This window comes from Streptomyces sp. NPDC059816, from assembly GCF_042732055.1.
Lineage (GTDB): Bacteria > Actinomycetota > Actinomycetes > Streptomycetales > Streptomycetaceae > Streptomyces.
In genome coordinates this window covers 23,604-41,022 of sequence record NZ_JBHWIQ010000004.1, presented here as the reverse complement: position 1 = coordinate 41,022, position 17,419 = coordinate 23,604, and the positions used below count along the sequence as shown (strand labels likewise).

Sequence of the window (17,419 nt, the reverse complement as noted above, 5' to 3'; positions counted from 1 at the left end):
ATACGCTCCGGCTGATGACCCATCAGATCACCCCCGACGACTCCCCCGCCCCCGCGGCGACCCCCGCCGCGCTCCCGCTCACGCCCCCACGGTCAGGCGCGCGCGAGCGCCGCACGCCCCTGGCGTACGCCGCCGGCTGGCTCGCCACCCGGACGGTGATGCTGCTGGTGCTGGTGCACAGCGGGGCGGACCTCCTCGGCTCCGGCGGCATCGCCCGGGAAGTGCACGGGCTCTACGCCCGCTGGGCCGGGCAGCTGTCCCAGGGGACCTTCCCGGTGGGCGACCCGCTGTGGCAGTACCCGCCCGGCGCCGGACCGGTGCTGCTGGCGCCCCATCTGGTGCCGTGGCTGAGCTACTTCGAGGCGTTCGTCGCCCTGACCCTCCTCGCCGACGCAACGGTGACCGCGGCCCTGGTGCGCGCCGGCACCCGCCCCGGGCGCTCCCCGGACGGCGCCCGGCTGTGGCTGTTCGGACTGCCGCTGCTGCTGCACCTCCCGCTCGCCCGCTACGACGTGCAGGTCACCGCCTTCGCCGTGGTCGGCCTGCTCGCCCTGGCCCGCTCCCCGCGCACGGGCGGGGCCTGCGCCGCACTGGGGGCCGCCGTGAAGGGATGGCCGGTGCTGACGCTGCTGGGCACGCCCCCGGGCCCGGGCACCCGACGGGCGTGGACGACCGCCGCCGCCACCGGCGGAGCGCTGCTCGTCCTGCTCGCCGTCACCTTCCGCAACCCGCTGGGCTTCCTGCACGAGCAGGGCGCCCGCGGCGTGCAGATCGAATCCCTCGGCGGCACCCTGCTGGGTTTCGCCCGGCAGGCCGGCTGGCCGGGCACGGTGCGCTACCGCTACGGGGCGATGGAGTTCGTCGGCCCGTACGTGGACGCGGTGTCCACGGCCTCGCTGGCGCTCACCGCAGCGGCGGCACTGCTGCTCGCGGTGTGGCGACTACGGGCCCGCCACTGGACGCAGGCCACCGGGTTCGACGCCGCCCTGTGCGCGGTGCTGCTCTTCACGGTGACCAGCCGGGTGATCAGCCCCCAGTACCTGGTGTGGCTGCTGGGGCTCGCCGCCGTCTGCCTCACCTCCCGCCGCACCGGCCAGCGGCCGGTGGCGGCCCTGGTCCTCGCCGCCACCGCGCTCAGCACGGTGATCTACCCGTTCCTCTACGCGGAGGTGACCCACTCGACCTGGACGGGCTGCACCCTGCTGCTCCTGCGCAACGGGCTGCTCCTCGCCGCGACCGCCCTGTCCTTCGCCCGACTGTGGCGCAGCACGGGCGCCGCAGCGGCGGACGAGCACGCGAAGGGGGCCGCATGGATCTCCGGGACCCGCAGCACGCCCAGGTGAGCGTGGTCGTGATCGGTCACGACGACGCCCCGCACATCACCGGCGCGGTGCGCTCCGCACTCGCCCAGGGGCCCGTCGTCCGGGAGGTCCTCGCCGTCGACGACGGGTCCACCGACGGCAGCCCCGACCTGCTGGACGCCCTCGCCGCCCGCGAACCGCGGCTGCGGGTGCTGCGCCGCACCGACAACAGCGGCGGCTGCGGCACCCCCCGCAACGACGGGCTCGCCGCAGCCTCGGCCCCGTACGCCCTGTTCCTCGACAGCGACGACCTACTGCCGCCCCGGGCCGCCGCCCTGCTGCTCGCCGCCGCCCGGGAGCAGCGCGCCGAGGTCGCCGCGGGCCTGTGCGTGCGCCGGGAACTCCCGCACGGCCCCGACCGGCCCTGGCAGCCCCGCCTCTACGCCCCGCCCGCCGCGCCCGCCGTCCTGGGCCACCCGTCCGAGCGGCCGGAACTGACCCGGGACACCCTCTGCGTCAACAAGCTGTACCGCACGGACTTCCTCCGGGCGCACGACGTGCGCTTCCCCGAAGGGCGCTTCCCCTACGAGGACTTCGTCTTCACCGCCCGGGTCCTCGCCGCCGGCCCGCGGCTGGCCCTGATCCCCGACCCGGTGTACGTCTGGCAGGTGCGGCGGGACGCGGACCGGCTGTCGATCTCCCTGGACCGCGCGGGCATCGACAACTGGCGGGCCCGCACCGACGCCCACCGGGCCGCCGTGGACGTGCTGCTCACGGCCGGCGAACACGCCCTCGCCCGGGCCAGTCGGGCCGCCTTCCTGGACCTGGGCCTGCGCATGTACGCCCGGGAGCTGGACCGGCGCACCCCCGAGTACCGGCGTCAGTGGTGGGCGCACACCCGCTCCTACCTGGGCACCTTCGACCCCGATGACCTGAACCCGGTGGACCGCCCCGGTCGCCTCCTCGCCGGGGTCCTGCTCGCCGCACCCCAGCCGCAAGACCTCCCCCGACTACGCGAACTCGCCTCCCGGCCGGCCAGGTTGCTGCCACCGCACGCCCGGGGCCAGGACGCCACCCCCCTCTGGTCGAACGAGCTGCCCGTCCCGCTCGACCGGCTCGCCGCCCGCCCGCTGCGCACCCTGCCGCTCACCGTCTCGGCACGACTGCGCCCACGCCTGCGGGGCACCACGCTGCGGCTGCGGCTGCACGAGTTCTACGGACGGGTGGCGCAGGCCGAACCCGTGCGGGCGGAGGCCGAGTTCGTGGAGCGGCGCACCGGCCGGGTGGGCGCCCGGTGCCCCGCGCGGTTCCGCAGCGCTCCGGACGGCACCCCGCCGGACGACCGCACCTGGACCGCCGAGGCCACCGTGCCCCTGCGCCGACTGGGCGCCGGCACCTGGGACCTACGGGTCCTGCTGCGGTTCGCCGACGGCACCGAACGGCTCACGAGCGCCCACGCGACGGACGGCCCGGGACTGCTGCGCCGCCGGGCCCTGCCCAGCGCGGGCCGCGGGGTCCGGCTCGTCCAGCCGTACGCCACCCACTCCGGGTCGCTGGCGCTACGGATCGCCCTCGGTCCGCGCGGTGCGTTCGGGGTGTTCCGACGCCGACTGGTACGACTGCTGGGGTCGCGCCGACGGCCCTGAATCGCCCACCGGAATGTCACCCCGTTCACACGTTCCCCTGCCGTACCACCCAAAGGTGTCTCTTGCGCACGCTATTGACGCGAAGTCAGAATATGGGGAAACCAGCAATTCGATGCGCCGCAGCTCAGCGCGGCGGCGGCGTGCTCTGACAGACTGCGCCCCGTACGGAGATACGGCCTTCGCCCTTCCGTACGACCCACTCCTTTCCCCCGCACACTTGAGCGCGCGTCGAGCCCGCGCGCACCGACCACAGGACAGGGTGAACGAGCCGACCATGACCTGGCTGATCACCGGCGGTGCCGGATACATCGGGGCGCACGTCGTCCGCGCCATGCGCGCGGCGGGCGAGCGGACCGTGGTCTACGACGATCTGTCCGCCGGGAACGCCCAACGCGTACCCGACGGCGTGCCGTTGGTGGTGGGCTCGACGCTGGATCCGAAGCTCGTCGCCCGGGCGATCAGCGGCCACTCCGTCACCGGCGTGGTGCACCTCGCGGCCCGCAAGCGGGTCGCCGAGTCCGTCGAACAGCCGCTGCGCTACTACCACGACAACGTGGAGGGCCTACGGATCCTGTTGGAGGCGGTGGCCGAGGCCGGTGTGACCTCGTTCGTCTTCTCCTCGTCGGCCGCCGTGTACGGGGCGCCCACCGCCGACCTCATCACCGAGGACACCCCCTGCGCACCGGTGAGCCCCTACGGCGAGACCAAGCTCGCCGGGGAGTGGCTGGTGCGGGCCGCGGGCCGGGCGCACGGGATCGCCACGGCGTCCCTGCGCCACTTCGACGTGGCGGGCGCGGCCTCCCCCGAACTCGCCGACACCGCGGCGGCCGGACTCGTGCCCCTCGTGATGGGCCGACTGACCGACGGGCTGCGACCCCAGCTCTTCGGCGGCGACCGCCCCACCCACGACGGCAGTTGCGTCCGCGACTACGTCCATGTGGCGGACCTGGCCGAGGCCCATGTCGCCACGGCGAGGCGGCTCGCCGCGGCCGGCGGGGGCGGAGCCGAACTGACCCTCAACATCGGCCGGGGGCACGGCGTTTCGGTGCGGGAGATGATCACGGCGGTCACCGAGGCCGCGGGTCGCGACCTCCCACCGGAAGTGCTCCCCCGGCGGGCCGGCGACCCCGCCCGGCTGGTGGCCGACGTGGACCGCGCGGCCCAGGTGCTCGGCTGGCGCCCCCGGCACGGGCTGCACGAGATCGTCACCTCGGCCTGGCAGGGCTGGCTGCGCGGGCACCCGGAGGCGGCCCCCGCACTGACCTTGAGGTGAGTACCCCACTAATTAGTCGGTACTTGTGACTGCTGGGGGCCGCGACGACTCTGGTGGGGATGCCGTCCGGGCGGTGAACGCCGCCGGACGGACCCGGTGTCCACGGGTGCGTGGACACCGCGGCCACCCCCTGCGCATCGGAGCGGACATGACCTCGAAGCACCCCGTCACCGTCATCGGACTCGGGCTGATGGGTCGGGCCCTGGCCTCGGCCCTCCTGGACGCCGGACACCCGACGACGGTGTGGAACCGCAGCCCGCACAAGGCCGCGCCGCTGGTGGCCAAGGGCGCGACGCACGCCGGATCGGTCACCGAGGCGGTGGCGGCGGGCGAGCTGGTGATCACCTGTCTGACCGGCTTCGAGGACACCCGCGAGGCCCTGGCCCCGGCCGCTGAAGCCCTGGCCGGACGCTGCTTGGTCACCCTGAACAGCGGCACCCCGGGCGGGGCCCGGGAGACCGCCGCCTGGGCCACCGCCCACGGGGCGCGGTTCCTCGCCGGGGCGGTCAAGGACGTGCCCTCCGCCGTGGGGGCGGCCGGCACCCTGCTGTACTACGGCGGCGACCGCGAGGTCTTCGACACGTACCGGAGCACGCTGGAGGTGTTCGGCGGGGACACCGTGCACCTCGGGGACGACGTCGACCTCGCGGCGCTCTACGAGATGTCGGTCGGGGCGATCCTGCTGCCCGCGCTCGTCGGGTTCTTCCAGGGCGCCGCCGCCGTGCAGTCCCGCGGGCTGAGCGCCGAGTCCACGGTCCGCTTCGCCGGCAAGTGGCTGGACATGATCAAGGGCCTGCTGCCCGGCTACGCGCAGGAGATCGACCGCGGTGACTACGGCGACCCGCAGTCCACCGTGAACGTCTTCCTCGCCGGGGCCGCGTACGAAACGGAGTTCGGCGCCGAGGCGCAGGTGGAGACGGCGTGGGTCGGGGCGCTGAACGACCTGGTGCGCCGGGCCGCCGAAGCCGGGCACGGCGAGCACAGCATCTCGGCGCTGACCGAGGTGCTGCGCAAGCCGGCCCCGAGCGTCTGACCCCCCAACGCCTGACCCGGCGCCTGCCCCGAGCGCCCGACCCGGCGCCGGTCAGCGCAGCAGCGGAGCCAGCCGCCCGGCGACCGGACGGGTGAGGCGCGCGGTGACGCCGGTGGGGGCCCAGCGGATCTGGAGCCGTCCCGCGCCCCGGGGTTCCGGTTCGACGGTGACCAGGTGCGGGGCCAGCCCGTGCCGGTACTCGACCCGGGCCCGCAGCGTCGGGAAGCCGAGCGGCGCCAGCAGCAGTCCCGTGTTGCGCAACCCGCGTTGGGTGAGGACGAGCACGGGGTGCCGGACGCCGGCGAAGCCGTGCAGGGGGACGGGGGCCGCCGCGAGGTCGAGACGGACCCGGCCCTCGAACACCCCGGGCCGTACCGGATCGATCCGGAAGGGCACTTCGAGCCGTCTCCCGCCGGGCGCGACGGCGAGCACCGCGGCCTGCGGCCCGACCGCCAACCGCAGCCCCGGGTCGTAGGTGCGCACCACCAGGTCCACCGCGGCGCCGGGCGCCCGGGTGACGGACAGGATCTCGTGCCTGAACAGCGCACTGGGGAAAGGGCTGGTGTCCACCCGCTGGTCGGCGAGGTCCAACTCCCGGCGCCCCGCAGAGGACCCGGGCACCCGGTCCCCCCAGTACAGCCGCCCGCCGGGGCCCGCCGTCACGGTGCGGGGCGCCACGCCCTGGCCCAGGCCCCGCGCGGCCACCCGGGCGTCGGCGAGCCGCCCGTCCCGCACCAGTTGCAGGACCACCCGCTCGGCCCGTGGCAGTCGTGCGTACGCCGTGCGGGCGAGGGTCGCGAGGTAGGGGTTCACCAGGTCGGCGAAGGCGGCCAGCCAGGCGTCGTCGCGGTACGGCAGGTCACCCGCGTACATCCGGAAGTCGTGCTTGAGGAACTTGTGGTCCTTCTCGGGGCGCAGCCCGGCGTGCCCCGACTCCACCAGGAAGGCGTCGATGAGGCGCTGGACGTGGACGCGGTCGCGCACATTGGCGAGCAGGTGGCGCTGGTTGGAGATGGAGGCGTCGGCATCGGCCGCGTACGGGGCGATGTACCAGCGGTAGACGGGGTCGGTGAGGACGGTGAACTCCTCGGCCAGGCAGTACGCCTGGGCGGAGAAGAGCTGGTCCTCGTAGTGGATGCCCTCGGGGAACCGCAGCCGGTGCCGGTCGAGGAAGTCCCTTCGGTACATCTTGCTGGTCGCCAGGTGCTCGAACAGCAACCGGGGCTCGGACGCGATGCCGGCGACGGTCCGCCGCTCGGCCACCAGGTGCGGCATCCAGGTGGAAGTGCGCCCGGTGTCGGTGCGCACCCGTTCCACCGCGCCCAGCACGAAGTCCACCGGCCGCTCCCGGTGCGCGGCGAGCATCAGCTCCACGGCTCGGGGCGGCAGTTCGTCGTCGCTGTCGAGGAACATCAGGTACGGGGCGCGGGCGATGTCCAGGGCCCGGTTGCGGGGGGCGCTGCATCCGCCGCTGTTCACCGGCAGCCGCAGGACGGTGATCCGGTCGTCGGTCGCGGCGAGCCGACGGGCCACCTTCGGGGTGTCGTCGGTGGAGTGGTCGTCGCTGATGACGATCTCGATCGCCCGGTGGGTCTGGCGGAGCAGCGACTCCACCGCGCGCGGCAACCGGTCCGCGTCGTCGTGGACGATGACGGTGACGGTGACGTCGGGCTCACCGGGCGCGGTGGCGGCGTGCACGACGTGCGGAGACGGAACGGCTGACGGGGACGCAGAGGCCGGCGGGGACGGGGGGACGGGCGGGGGGACGTCCGGCGGGTTCATGTCGCGTCGGCTTCCTGTGGAGTGGGTACGGCGGGCCGTTCGTCGACCGGCACCACGGGCGGCAACTCCTCCTCCGGGGTCCCGAGGAAGACCCGGCGCACGACCCGCTCCGCGGCCCGGCCGTCGTCGAACTCGCAGAACCGGCGCCGGAACGCCGCCCGGGTCTTCGCCGCCGCCGCGTCCTGCCAGGCGCCGGAGCGGATGACCTCCGTCAGTTCGTCCTGGGTCCGGGCGACCTGGCCGGGGGCGCCGGCGGGCAGGTCGAAGTACACGCCGCGGGTCCTGGCGTACGTCTCCCAGTCGTCGGCGTAGACGACCACGGGCCGGTCGAGGTTGGCGTAGTCGAACATCAGGGACGAGTAGTCGGTGATGAGCCCGTCGGCGGCGAGTTGCAGGTCCTCCACCGGGTCGTAGGCGGACACGTCGACGACCCGGCCGTCGCGCCGCAGCCCCGCGAGCGGGCCGGGGGCGGCGGCGCCCCCGTAGAAGTAGTGGCCGCGCACCAGGATCACGGTGTCCTCGCCGAGGTGTTCGGCGAGTTCCGCGAGGTCGAGCCGGGGCGTCCAGGTGGCCTCGTAGTCCCGGTGGGTGGGGGCGTACAGGAACACGGTCCGACCGCGGGGGACGCCGAGGCGCTCCCGGACCGCCCGGATGCGGGCGGGGGTGGCGCGGTGCAGTGCGTCGTTGCGGGGGTAGCCGTGGTCCAGCGACACGTAGCGCGACGGGTAGGCGCGCTCCCACGTCTCGGTGGAGTGGGCGTTCGCGGAGACGCTGAAGTCCCATTTGTCGACGCGGTCGAGCAGGGCCCGGAAGTTGAGGCCCTGGGCGGCGGCCGGGTAGTCCTGCTGGTCCAGGCCCATCCGCTTGAGCGGGGTGCCGTGATGGGTCTGGAGGTGGAGGGCGTCGGGGCGTTTGACCACCGCACCGGGGAAGTTGACGTTGTTGACGAGGTACCGGGCGCGGGCCATGACCTCCCAGTACCGCGGGGTGCCGGGCACGACGTGGCGGGTGCCGGGCGGCAGCAGCGGGACCTGGGCCGCGGCGACCACCCACACCTGCCGGACGTCCGGGGCGAGTTCGGTGAGCTTCGCGGCGACGGCGGCCGGGTTGCAGGCGACGCCCCGGTCCCAGTACGCGGAGAAGACCGCGAGGTCCTGCTCGACGGGCCGGTCCAGTGCCTGCCGGTAGCGGTGGTCCCGCAGCTTGGCCGCGACCTGGTGGCCCCGGCGCACCAGTTGGCCCCGGACCTCGCGACGCTTGTGGTTGACGCCCTGCACGACACGGTACGGGTGGTGGGCGTCCCGCTCCAGCAGCCGGTACCGGATGCCGTCGAGCCCTTCGGGGGCCGGGTGTCCGGGCGGGCGCCAGCGGGTGGCGGCCCGGGCCGCACGGTGGAAGAACTCGCGGGCCACCGGCCCCGGAGCGTCGCCGCGGGCGATGGTCCGCAGCCAGGCGTGCACCATCACGTCGTACAGGGCCGCCCGGACCTCGCGGGGTGCGTCGAGTTCGGCGAGCAGCCGCTGCACGGCCTCGTACCGTGCCACCTCCGCGTACGCCCCGGCGGGCGTGGGGGGCGGCAGGCTCGCGGGGCGCAGTCGACGGTCGTCCACGGCCACCTGGTCGAGGGCGGTGATCCGCCGGGCGTGGACGAGGGCCGCGTACGCGAGGTACGCGTCATCCGCGGAGGGCTCGTAGGACGCGGGGGACTCAGGGAGCGCGGGGTACTCGGGGGGCGTGGGGGACTCGGGGGATGCGCCGGCGTGCCACTCCGGGTGGGCGCGCCAGAAGGCGGTGCGCAGGACGCGGGCGCCCAGCAGCGGGGTGACCCCGAGCAGGTCGGGGCAGTCGGCCAGGGTGCGGGGGACCCGGCCGGCGCGGGCGAGGAGGGTGCCGTCGGGGGACGGGGTGCCCGAGGTGCGCCAGGTGGAGTGGACGTGGTCGAGGAGCAGCACGTCCACCTCGGGCGGCTGCTCGGCGGTCAGTTCGGCCACGGTCCGCGGGACGCCCGCCGGGACGCGGTCCTTCGCCGGGACGAGGTGCAGCCAGGGCGCGGTGGCCCGGGCGGCGCCGGCGGACCGGGCGACGGCGTCCGGGGTGCCGTCGGCCAACGGCACCGGGACGAGCCGGGGGTCATGTGTGGCGAACCGTTCCGCCAGGCGGTGCGCGGCGGGGGTGGTGGTCGCGACGATCACCTCCACCGGGGCGGCCGGGCCGGACACGATGGCGTCGAGGCAGTCGTGGAGGTGTCCCTGCACGTTCGCCCCGTGGACCACCACGCTCAACCGGGGTGGTCCGTCCGCCGCCCGCGCCGCGGGATCGGGGGGCGGGGCCTTGCGTGCAGCGTCATCCGTGGCCACGGCGCCTCCTCAGCGTTCGCACGTCCTGTCTCCCCTGCACTCGGGCTCCCTTCCGTACCGTTCGACTCCGTACGGCCCTGTTCGACCGGGGCGGGGCGGCGGGTGCGCGGCGGCGGGTGCGCGGCGGCGGGTGCGCGGCGTCCCCTCACGGCCCCACCCGGTACAAGCGCTCGCCCCCGGGGCCCACCGCGACCTCCCGTAGTCCGTCCGCCGCCCGTCGGGGACCGCCCAGCACCCACCGCACCCGGTAGTCGGCCAGGATGCGCGCCCGCTCCCCGGGCCCGGTCCCCGGCGCGTAGTACCGCTCGACCGCGGCCCCGCGCTGCGCCGCATCGGGCAGCAGCACGTCCGGATAGCCGGGGGCCACGGTGTACGGCCCGTGCGCGGGGATCTGCCGGGCGGGGTAGGTGCGGGCCATCACCACGTCCCCGTACCGCACCCACGGGGTGATCCACCGGTACCCGTGCCACGGCTCGCGCGCCTTGGCGGCCACCGCGGCCGGCAGCCGCTCGGGCGGGACCACGTAACCGAGCGTCCCGGACTGGGCCCAGGCCCCGACGCCCAGCGCCACCACCAGCGCCACCGCGTAACCCCTGCGCCAGCTGCGCCGACCGGACCCGAACACCTCGACGGCCGCCGCGAGTTGCGCGGGGATCAGCACCGCGGGCAGGGCCCGGCCCCAGGCGTGGTGCCCGCTCACCCCGCCGAGGACGACGACCAGCAGCCCGAGGGCGAAGAAGAGGACGAGCGGATCGCGCCGGTCCCGCCCCCAGCGCGCGGCCAGGGCGAGCACGCCGAGCGCCGCCAGCCCGAACCGGGCGACCAGGTCCCCGTACAGCGAGCGGTGGATCGCGTCGAGCCCCGTGGTGCCGAGCAGGGTGAGGACGTCGTAGTAGGGCCACGCCACGACCAGTGCGGCGCCCAGGAGTCCCCCGCCGAGGAGCCGTGCCCCCACCGCGCGCTCGGGCCGGGGCCGGGCGCCGAGCACCAGTGCCAGCGCCCCGATCCCGGCCACCACCCCGGTGAACTGGTGCACCAAGGCGATCGTCCCCACCAGCAGCCCCAGCCACAGGAACACCGGCCAGGACGCCCGCCCGGCGAGCGCCCGCCACAGCCACGCCCACAGGTGGAAGGCGAGGCCCAGGGCGAGGGTGCTCGGGTAGGAGACGGTCAGCGCCAGCGACCCGAAGCCGGTGAACCCGCTCCAGGCGAAGACGTCGGTGCCCCAGAGCAGGATCAGGCAGAGCACCGCCACCGGCACGGCCGCGATCCGGTCGGTGAGGACCCGGACGAACCGCCACACCCCGCTGAGCAGCGTGCCGAGCCCCACGGCCGCCGCCACCCGCAGGGCCCCGAAGGTGGACAGCCCGCCGAGGTCGGCGCCCGCCGCGAGCAGCACGGTCCACGGCGAGTAGTACGGGCTCGGCGTGTCCTCGGCGACCAGGGGGTTCCCGGGGTGCAGCAGGTCGTGGCGGAGGCGTTCCAGGGTCGCCGCGTGCATCCCGAGGTCCCCGACCCACGGCAGCCGGACGCTCACCAGGGCCAGCAGCACGACGAGCAGCGCGGCGGCGGACCAGGCGGCGCGCGGGGCGAGTGCGGCGGCGGCGCTGCGTGCGGGGGGACCGGCTGCGGGGTCGCGCGATCCGGGGTCGGGCGGCTCGGTGCGCGCCCGGGCCAGGGTCATCGTCCGCTGCGGGCCGGGCGCTCGGCCGCGCGCTCGGCGGGGCGACGGCTGCCGGGGAGGGTGTCGGGGGCGAGGGACCGGGCGCGGTGCGGGGACCGTGCGGTGCGGGCGCGCCGGGCGCCCCGGTCGGGACCGTGGGCCCGATGCGCCTGATGTGCCTGGTGCGCCTGGTCATGGCGGTCGGGCTGGTCGTGCCGGTCGGGCTGGTCGTGCCGGTCGGGCTGGTCGTGCGGGAACACCCAGGTCCGGTAGACGAGGAAGCGGAACGCGGAGGCCAGCCCGATCGACAGGGCCTTGGCGGCGTTCGACGCGAGCGGCCCGGTCAGCTGGGCCCCATGGTAGGCGGCCGAGAACAACAGGCTCTCCAGCAGCACGCCGAGTCCGCTGAAGACGAAGAAGAGGACCACCTGCCGTTGGGTGCGGGCCGCCCGGTCGCGGTAGGCGAAGAAGCGGAAGCCCAGGTAGTTGCTGGCCATCGCGGCGCAACTGGCGAGGACCGTGGCGGTCATCGGGCCGGTGCCGTGCGCGTGCAGCAGCAGGTTGAAGACGACGAAGTTGACGGCCACCCCGGACCCGCCGACGATCCCGAACTTCACGATCTCCAGGGCGAGTCGGCCGAGCCGCCCCCGTTCGGGCGCGGAGCGGTCCGGCGAGTGCGGTGATCGTGGCGGACGTTGCGCGTGCTGCGGGCCCGGCGGGCTGTCGGAGACATGGACGGTCACGGAACGGCACCCCTCGGTCTGACAATCAGGTCCACCATAGACCCAATAGTCACAATTGCCCGTATTTACGGACTCTCCGGTGCCGTGTGACGCCCCCTGACGACCCGACGGGACGGCCCCCGCAAGGTGCGCGATGGCCCGCGGAAGACACGCGGAAGGGGTGCACCCGCATCTCGATCAGATGCGGGTGCACCCCTTCAGGTACCGCGAACCCGGAACCGCGAAGGCGGAACCACGGACCCCGGCCGGGCCGGGCCCGGCCCAGCCGGTCAGATGTGCGTGCGCAGCAACGTCCGCATGGTGCGCATCGCCACCGACAGGTTCGCCAGGTCGAAGTCCTCCGACACCTGGATCTCCTCCAACGTGGAGCGGGCCCGCCCGAGGATCGCCGTGTTCTTCTCCTCCCACGCCTTGAACCGCTGCTCCGGCGAGGACGCCCCGTTGCCCACCGCGAGGACGTCCGCGGTGAGCGCCGCGTGCGCCGCGTACAGGTCCTCGCGGATGGAGGCCCGGGCCATCGACTGCCAGCGGTCCGCCCGCGGCAGCTCGATGATGCGGTCCATGAGCTGGGTGATCCGCAGCCGGTCCGCAAGGTCGTAGTACACCTCGGCGACCGCCATCGGGTCCTTGTCCGTGCGGTCCGCGACCGCGACGATGTCCAGCGTCGGGAACGCCGAGGAGAAGCCGGCGACCCGGGTCGCCAGTTCCTGGGGCACCCCGGCCCCGGTCAGCTCCTCGCGGATGCGCTCGTACCACTCCAGGTCGGCGCCGCGCAGCAGCGCGGGCAGTTCCGCCCACACCTGGGCGACCCCGTCGCGGAAGAACTCGATGGTCCCGGCCAGCTCCAACGGCTGGTGACGGTTGTTCAGCAGCCAGCGCGTGCCCCGCTCGACCAGCCGGCGCGAGTGCAGCCGGATGCGGGTGAGGACGTCCGCCGCGACCTGGTTGTCCAGTGCCTCGACCGCGTCCCACACGGCGTTCAGCCCGAAGATCTCGCGCGCGGCGAGCTGCGCCCGCACGATCTCCTCCAGCGACGCCCCGGTCTCCTCGCGCAGCCGGTGCAGGAACGTCGAACCGCCCGAGTTCACCGTGTCGTTGACCAGGAGGGTGGTGATGATCTCCCGGCGCAGCGCGTGCGACCCGATCTGCTCCGGGAACCGCTCGCGCAGCGCCGCCGGGAAGTACGCGTGCAGCAACCGCTGGAGGTACGGGTCGTCGGGCAGCCCGGTGCGGATCAGCTCGTCGGCGGCCGTGATCTTGGTGTAGGCGAGGAGCACCGCCAGCTCGGGCTGGGTCAGACCGCGGCCCTGGTTCAGCCGCTCGCGGATCTGCCGGTCGCTGGGCAGGAACTCCAGCCCCCGGTCCAGTGCGCCGTCCTTGGTGAGGCGGCGCATGAACCGCTGGTGCGCGTGGAGCAGCGAAGCGGACTGGGCCTCGGCGTTGGCGAGCGCGACGTTCTGCGCGTAGTTGTTGCGCAGCACCAGGCCGCCGACCTCGTCGGTCATCTCCGCGAGCAGCTTGTTGCGCTGTTTGAGGGTGAGGTCGCCGTCCGTGACCACCGCATTGAGCAGGATCTTGATGTTCACCTCGTGGTCGGAGGTGTCGACGCCCGCGCTGTTGTCGATGGCGTCGGTGTTGATCCGGCCGCCGCTCTCCGCGAACTCGATCCGGCCCAGCTGGGTGAACCCGAGGTTGCCGCCCTCGCCGACCACCTTGGCCCGCAGGTCGGCGCCGTTGACGCGGATCGCGTCGTTCGCCTTGTCCCCGACCTCGGCGTGGGTCTCGGCGGAGGACTTCACGTACGTCCCGATGCCGCCGTTCCACAGCAGGTCCACGGGGGCGTGGAGGACGGCCCGCATCAGGTCGGCGGGCGTCATCTTCGCGATGCCCGGGTCGATGCCGAGGGCCTCGCGGATGTGGCTGTTGAGCTGGATGGCCTTGGCGCTGCGCGGGAAGACCCCGCCGCCGGCGGAGAGCAGGGCCTTGTCGTAGTCGGCCCACGAGGAGCGCGGCAGTTCGAACAGGCGGCGGCGCTCCGCGTAGGAGACGGCCGCGTCGGGGTTCGGGTCGATGAAGATGTGCCGGTGGTCGAAGGCCGCGACCAGCCGGATGTGCTCCGACAGCAGCATGCCGTTGCCGAACACGTCTCCCGACATGTCGCCGACGCCGACGGCCGTGAAGTCCTGGGTCTGGGTGTCGTGGCCCAGCTCCCGGAAGTGCCGCTTGACGGACTCCCAGGCGCCGCGCGCGGTGATGCCCATGCCCTTGTGGTCGTAGCCCGCGCTGCCGCCCGAGGCGAAGGCGTCCCCGAGCCAGAACCGGTACTCCTCGGCGACGCCGTTCGCGATGTCCGAGAACGTCGCCGTGCCCTTGTCGGCGGCGACCACGAGGTACGTGTCGTCCTCGTCGTGCCGGACGACGCCCGACGGCGGCACGACCTCGCCGGAGACCATGTTGTCGGTGATGTCGAGCAGCGCCGAGATGAACGTCTTGTACGAGGCGACGCCCTCCGCGAGCCAGGCGTCCCGGTCCACCGCCGGATCGGGCAGCTGCTTGGCGACGAACCCGCCCTTCGCGCCGACCGGCACGATCACCGTGTTCTTCACCATCTGCGCCTTGACCAGGCCGAGGATCTCGGTACGGAAGTCCTCGCGCCGGTCGGACCAGCGCAGTCCGCCGCGCGCGACCTTGCCGAACCGCAGGTGCACGCCCTCCACCCGCGGCGAGTACACCCAGATCTCGTACGCCGGTCGCGGCGCGGGGAGGTCTGGGATGGCCTGCGGGTCGAACTTCATCGACACGTAGGCGTGGTGCCCGCCGCCGGGGACGTGCTGGAAGAAGTTGGTGCGCAGGGTCGCCTTGATGACGGTGAGGAAGGAGCGCAGGATGCGGTCCTCGTCCAGCGAGGCGACCTGGTCGAGGGCGCCGTCCAGTTCCTCCAGCAGGCCGTCCGTCAGCTCGGTCCCGGCGCGCTGGCGCTCGGGCGACATCCGCGCCTCGAACAGCGACACCAGCAGCCGGGTGGTGTGGACGTTGTTGCGGAGGGTGTCCTCCATGTAGTCCTGGCTGAACGTGGAGCCCGCCTGCCGCAGGTACTTCGCGTACGCGCGCAGCACCGTCGCCTCGCGCCAGGTCAGTCCGGCGCTCAGGACCAGCGCGTTGAAGCCGTCGTTCTCGGCGGCGCCCGTCCAGGTCGCGGCGAACGCCTCCTGGAACCGTTCGCGGCCGTCCTCGCCGAGGTAGTCGCCGTTGCCGCCGCTGACGGCCTTCGGCAGCCGGAGCCCGAAGTCGTAGATCCAGGCGGTGGTGCGGTCGGCGCAGCGCAGCTCGTAGGGGCGCTCGTCGATGACCTCCACGCCGAGCCGGTTGAGCACCGGCAGCACCGCCGACAGCGAGACCGGCTCGCCCGTGCGGTAGATCTTGAAGCGGCGCTCCTCGGGGGCGCTGCCCACCGGCTCGTACAGGCTGAGCGAGAAGTCGTCCGCGGAGCGCTTGAGGACGTCCACGTGCGCGAGGTCCGCGACGGCGGCCCGCGGCGAGTGGTCGGCCTTGTAGCCCTCGGGGAACGCATTGCCGTAGGTGCGCAGCAGCTCGGCGGCCCGCTCCTCGCCGCACTCGGCGTTCAGCGCCTCGGCGAAGCCGTCCGCCCAGGACCGGGCGGCGTCCACGAGCCGCGCCTCGATGCGGTCCTTGTCGGCGTCGCTGAGCCGCGGCAGCTCCGTGCCGGGCGCGACCCGGACCACGAAGTGCAGCCGGGACAGGATCGACTCGGTGTTCCAGGCGGTGAAGTCGACGCTGGCCCCCGACAGCTCCTCCTTGAGGATGTCGATGATCCGCAGCCGCACCCCGGTGGTGTACCGGTCGCGCGGCAGGTAGACCAGGGCGGAGTAGTAGCGCCCGTACTCGTCCTTGCGCAGGTAGAGCCGGAGCCGGCGGCGCTCCTGGAGGTAGAGGACGCTGGTCGCGATCGCCCGCAGTTCGTCGGCCGGCGTCTGGAACAGCTCGTCGCGCGGGTAGGTCTCCAGGATCTGGAGCAGGTCCCGGCCGTCGTGGCTGTTGGGCGAGAAGCCCGCGCCCTGGAGGACCTCCTCCACCTTGCGCCGCACCACGGGCACCCGTCGCACCGACTCGGTGTACGCGGCGGACGAGAACAGTCCGAGGAACCGGCGTTCCCCGATGACGTTGCCGTCGGCGTCGAACTTCTTGACGCCCACGTAGTCGAGGTACGAGGGCCGGTGGACCGTGGAGCGGCTGTTGGCCTTGGTCAGCACCAGCAGCTTGTGCTCGCGGGCCTTGGCGCGGGCGTCGGCGGGCAGCCGGTTGAACGAGGGGCTGACCGGGTGGTGGTCCTCGCCGTCGTGCTGCGGGTCGGAGCGCAGGATGCCGAGCCCGGTGCCGGGGACGGGAGCGAGCGAGTCGTCGTCCCGGAGGTCGTACTCGCGGTACCCGAGGAAGGTGAAGTGGTCCGCGGCCAGCCAGCGCAGCAGCTCGCGGGCCTCGTCGACCTCCTGGTCGCGCAGGTCGTCGGCGGTCGGCTCGGCCGGCAGCTCGTCCGCGATGCGCAGTGCCGCGTCGCGCATCTTCTCCCAGTCCTCGACGGCCTCACGGGCGTCGGACAGGACCCGGAGCAGGTCGGTGGTGATCTGCTTGAGGTCGGCGCGGTCGGTCTCGCGGTCGATCTCCACATGGATCCACGACTCGATCAGCGCGTCGTGCGGCAGACCCTTGCGGCTGCCGTTGGTCCGCCGGCCGGGAAGGATCTCCAGCAGCTTGCCGGTGACGTCGCGACGCACCACGACCTGCGGGTGGATCACCACATGGATGCCGCGGCCCTGCCGGGACAGCTCGTTGGTGACGGAGTCCACCAGGAAGGGCATGTCGTCGGTGACGACCTCCACCACGGAGTGGCTGCTCGTCCAGCCGTTCTCCTCGACGGTGGGGGTGTGCACCCGGACGCTCGCCGTGCCCTGCGGACGGCTCTCGGCGAGCCGGTAGTGCGAGTAGGCGGCTCCGAAGACGTCGACCGGGTCGCGGTCCGCCAGGTCCTCGGGGGCGGTGTGCAGGTAGTAGCGCTGGAGGAACGCGAGCAGGGTCTCCCGGTCCGGGGCTCCCTCCCCCGCGGTCCCGGTCGGCAGCGTGCTCCCGACCGGACTGTTCTCAGCTACCCGGGCCGCCCGTGCGAGCAACTCGGCCTTGGCTTCGTCCAGCTTGGTCTGCATGGTCCTCTGGCTCCTGTCGCGCGCCGTTGCGTGACGTAGAAAAGGGTGAAGCGACGGAACGCCACGACACGGGGTGTCCGGTCAAGGGTGACGTTATGCCGCGCCGCGCGATCCTCGGGGTGGATTCAGCCAGATCAGCCGGGTCGGCCGGGACCGGGCCACCACCCCGTGCGCGAGGACCAGCGACGGCCCGGGCACGGAAGTCGTCCGCGTGCACCGGGCGAAGGGCAGGGGCTTCGGCGCCCCCGCGGGATATCGCGCTGATCACGGGTCCAAGGCTATCCCGCCGCACCGGGGAGCCGTCATGAGCCGTATGTGTACAAAACCAGCAGGCAAACTTTGACACTCCGCACACCTCCATCCGCAACGGACGTGGTGCATGGCACGGACGTGACGGGAGGG

The 17,419-nt window shown here is 73.8% G+C and carries 9 protein-coding genes; 4 read left to right on the top strand and 5 right to left on the bottom strand.

What is annotated here, in order from left to right; translation table 11 throughout:
* Positions 1-14 precede the first annotated feature (14 nt).
* From ACFV88_RS06800 to ACFV88_RS06785, 4 genes are all read left to right on the top strand, one after another.
* The gene (locus ACFV88_RS06800) at positions 15-1,343 is read left to right on the top strand and encodes a glycosyltransferase 87 family protein (RefSeq protein WP_385486813.1); all 1,329 of its coding nucleotides are present in this window, start codon (positions 15-17) and stop codon (positions 1,341-1,343) included.
* The gene (locus tag ACFV88_RS06795) at positions 1,310-2,947 is read left to right on the top strand and encodes a glycosyltransferase (protein ID WP_385486811.1); all 1,638 of its coding nucleotides are present in this window, start codon (positions 1,310-1,312) and stop codon (positions 2,945-2,947) included. Before ACFV88_RS06800 ends, ACFV88_RS06795 begins: the two co-directional genes overlap by 34 nt.
* A gap of 274 nt (positions 2,948-3,221) precedes the next feature.
* Positions 3,222-4,220, top strand: a complete 999-nt coding sequence (gene galE / locus ACFV88_RS06790; RefSeq protein WP_385487404.1) for a UDP-glucose 4-epimerase GalE — start codon at positions 3,222-3,224, stop codon at positions 4,218-4,220.
* Between the two features lie 148 nt (positions 4,221-4,368).
* Positions 4,369-5,253 (top strand): NAD(P)-dependent oxidoreductase, encoded by an 885-nt coding sequence (locus tag ACFV88_RS06785; RefSeq protein ID WP_385486809.1) that lies wholly within the window; start codon positions 4,369-4,371, stop codon positions 5,251-5,253.
* 51 nt (positions 5,254-5,304) lie between these two features.
* Here ACFV88_RS06785 and ACFV88_RS06780 read toward each other — a convergent pair whose 3' ends face one another.
* From ACFV88_RS06780 to ACFV88_RS06760, 5 genes are all read right to left on the bottom strand, one after another.
* Positions 5,305-6,951: a glycosyltransferase family 2 protein gene (locus ACFV88_RS06780; RefSeq protein ID WP_385486807.1), complete on the bottom strand. Its 1,647-nt coding sequence runs from the start codon at positions 6,949-6,951 to the stop codon at positions 5,305-5,307.
* A gap of 80 nt (positions 6,952-7,031) precedes the next feature.
* Entirely contained in the window at positions 7,032-9,311 is a 2,280-nt protein-coding gene (locus tag ACFV88_RS06775; protein ID WP_385487402.1) for a CDP-glycerol glycerophosphotransferase family protein, read from the bottom strand.
* A gap of 226 nt (positions 9,312-9,537) precedes the next feature.
* A complete protein-coding gene (locus ACFV88_RS06770) occupies positions 9,538-11,076 on the bottom strand; it encodes a hypothetical protein (RefSeq protein WP_385486805.1) in 1,539 nt (512 codons plus the stop codon).
* Positions 11,073-11,798 (bottom strand): GtrA family protein, encoded by a 726-nt coding sequence (locus tag ACFV88_RS06765; RefSeq protein WP_385486803.1) that lies wholly within the window; start codon positions 11,796-11,798, stop codon positions 11,073-11,075. The genes ACFV88_RS06770 and ACFV88_RS06765 overlap by 4 nt, the downstream gene beginning before the upstream one ends.
* 269 nt (positions 11,799-12,067) lie before the next feature.
* Positions 12,068-17,017: an NAD-glutamate dehydrogenase gene (locus ACFV88_RS06760; RefSeq protein WP_385486801.1), complete on the bottom strand. Its 4,950-nt coding sequence runs from the start codon at positions 17,015-17,017 to the stop codon at positions 12,068-12,070.
* Between the last annotated feature and the right edge of the window lie 402 nt (positions 17,018-17,419).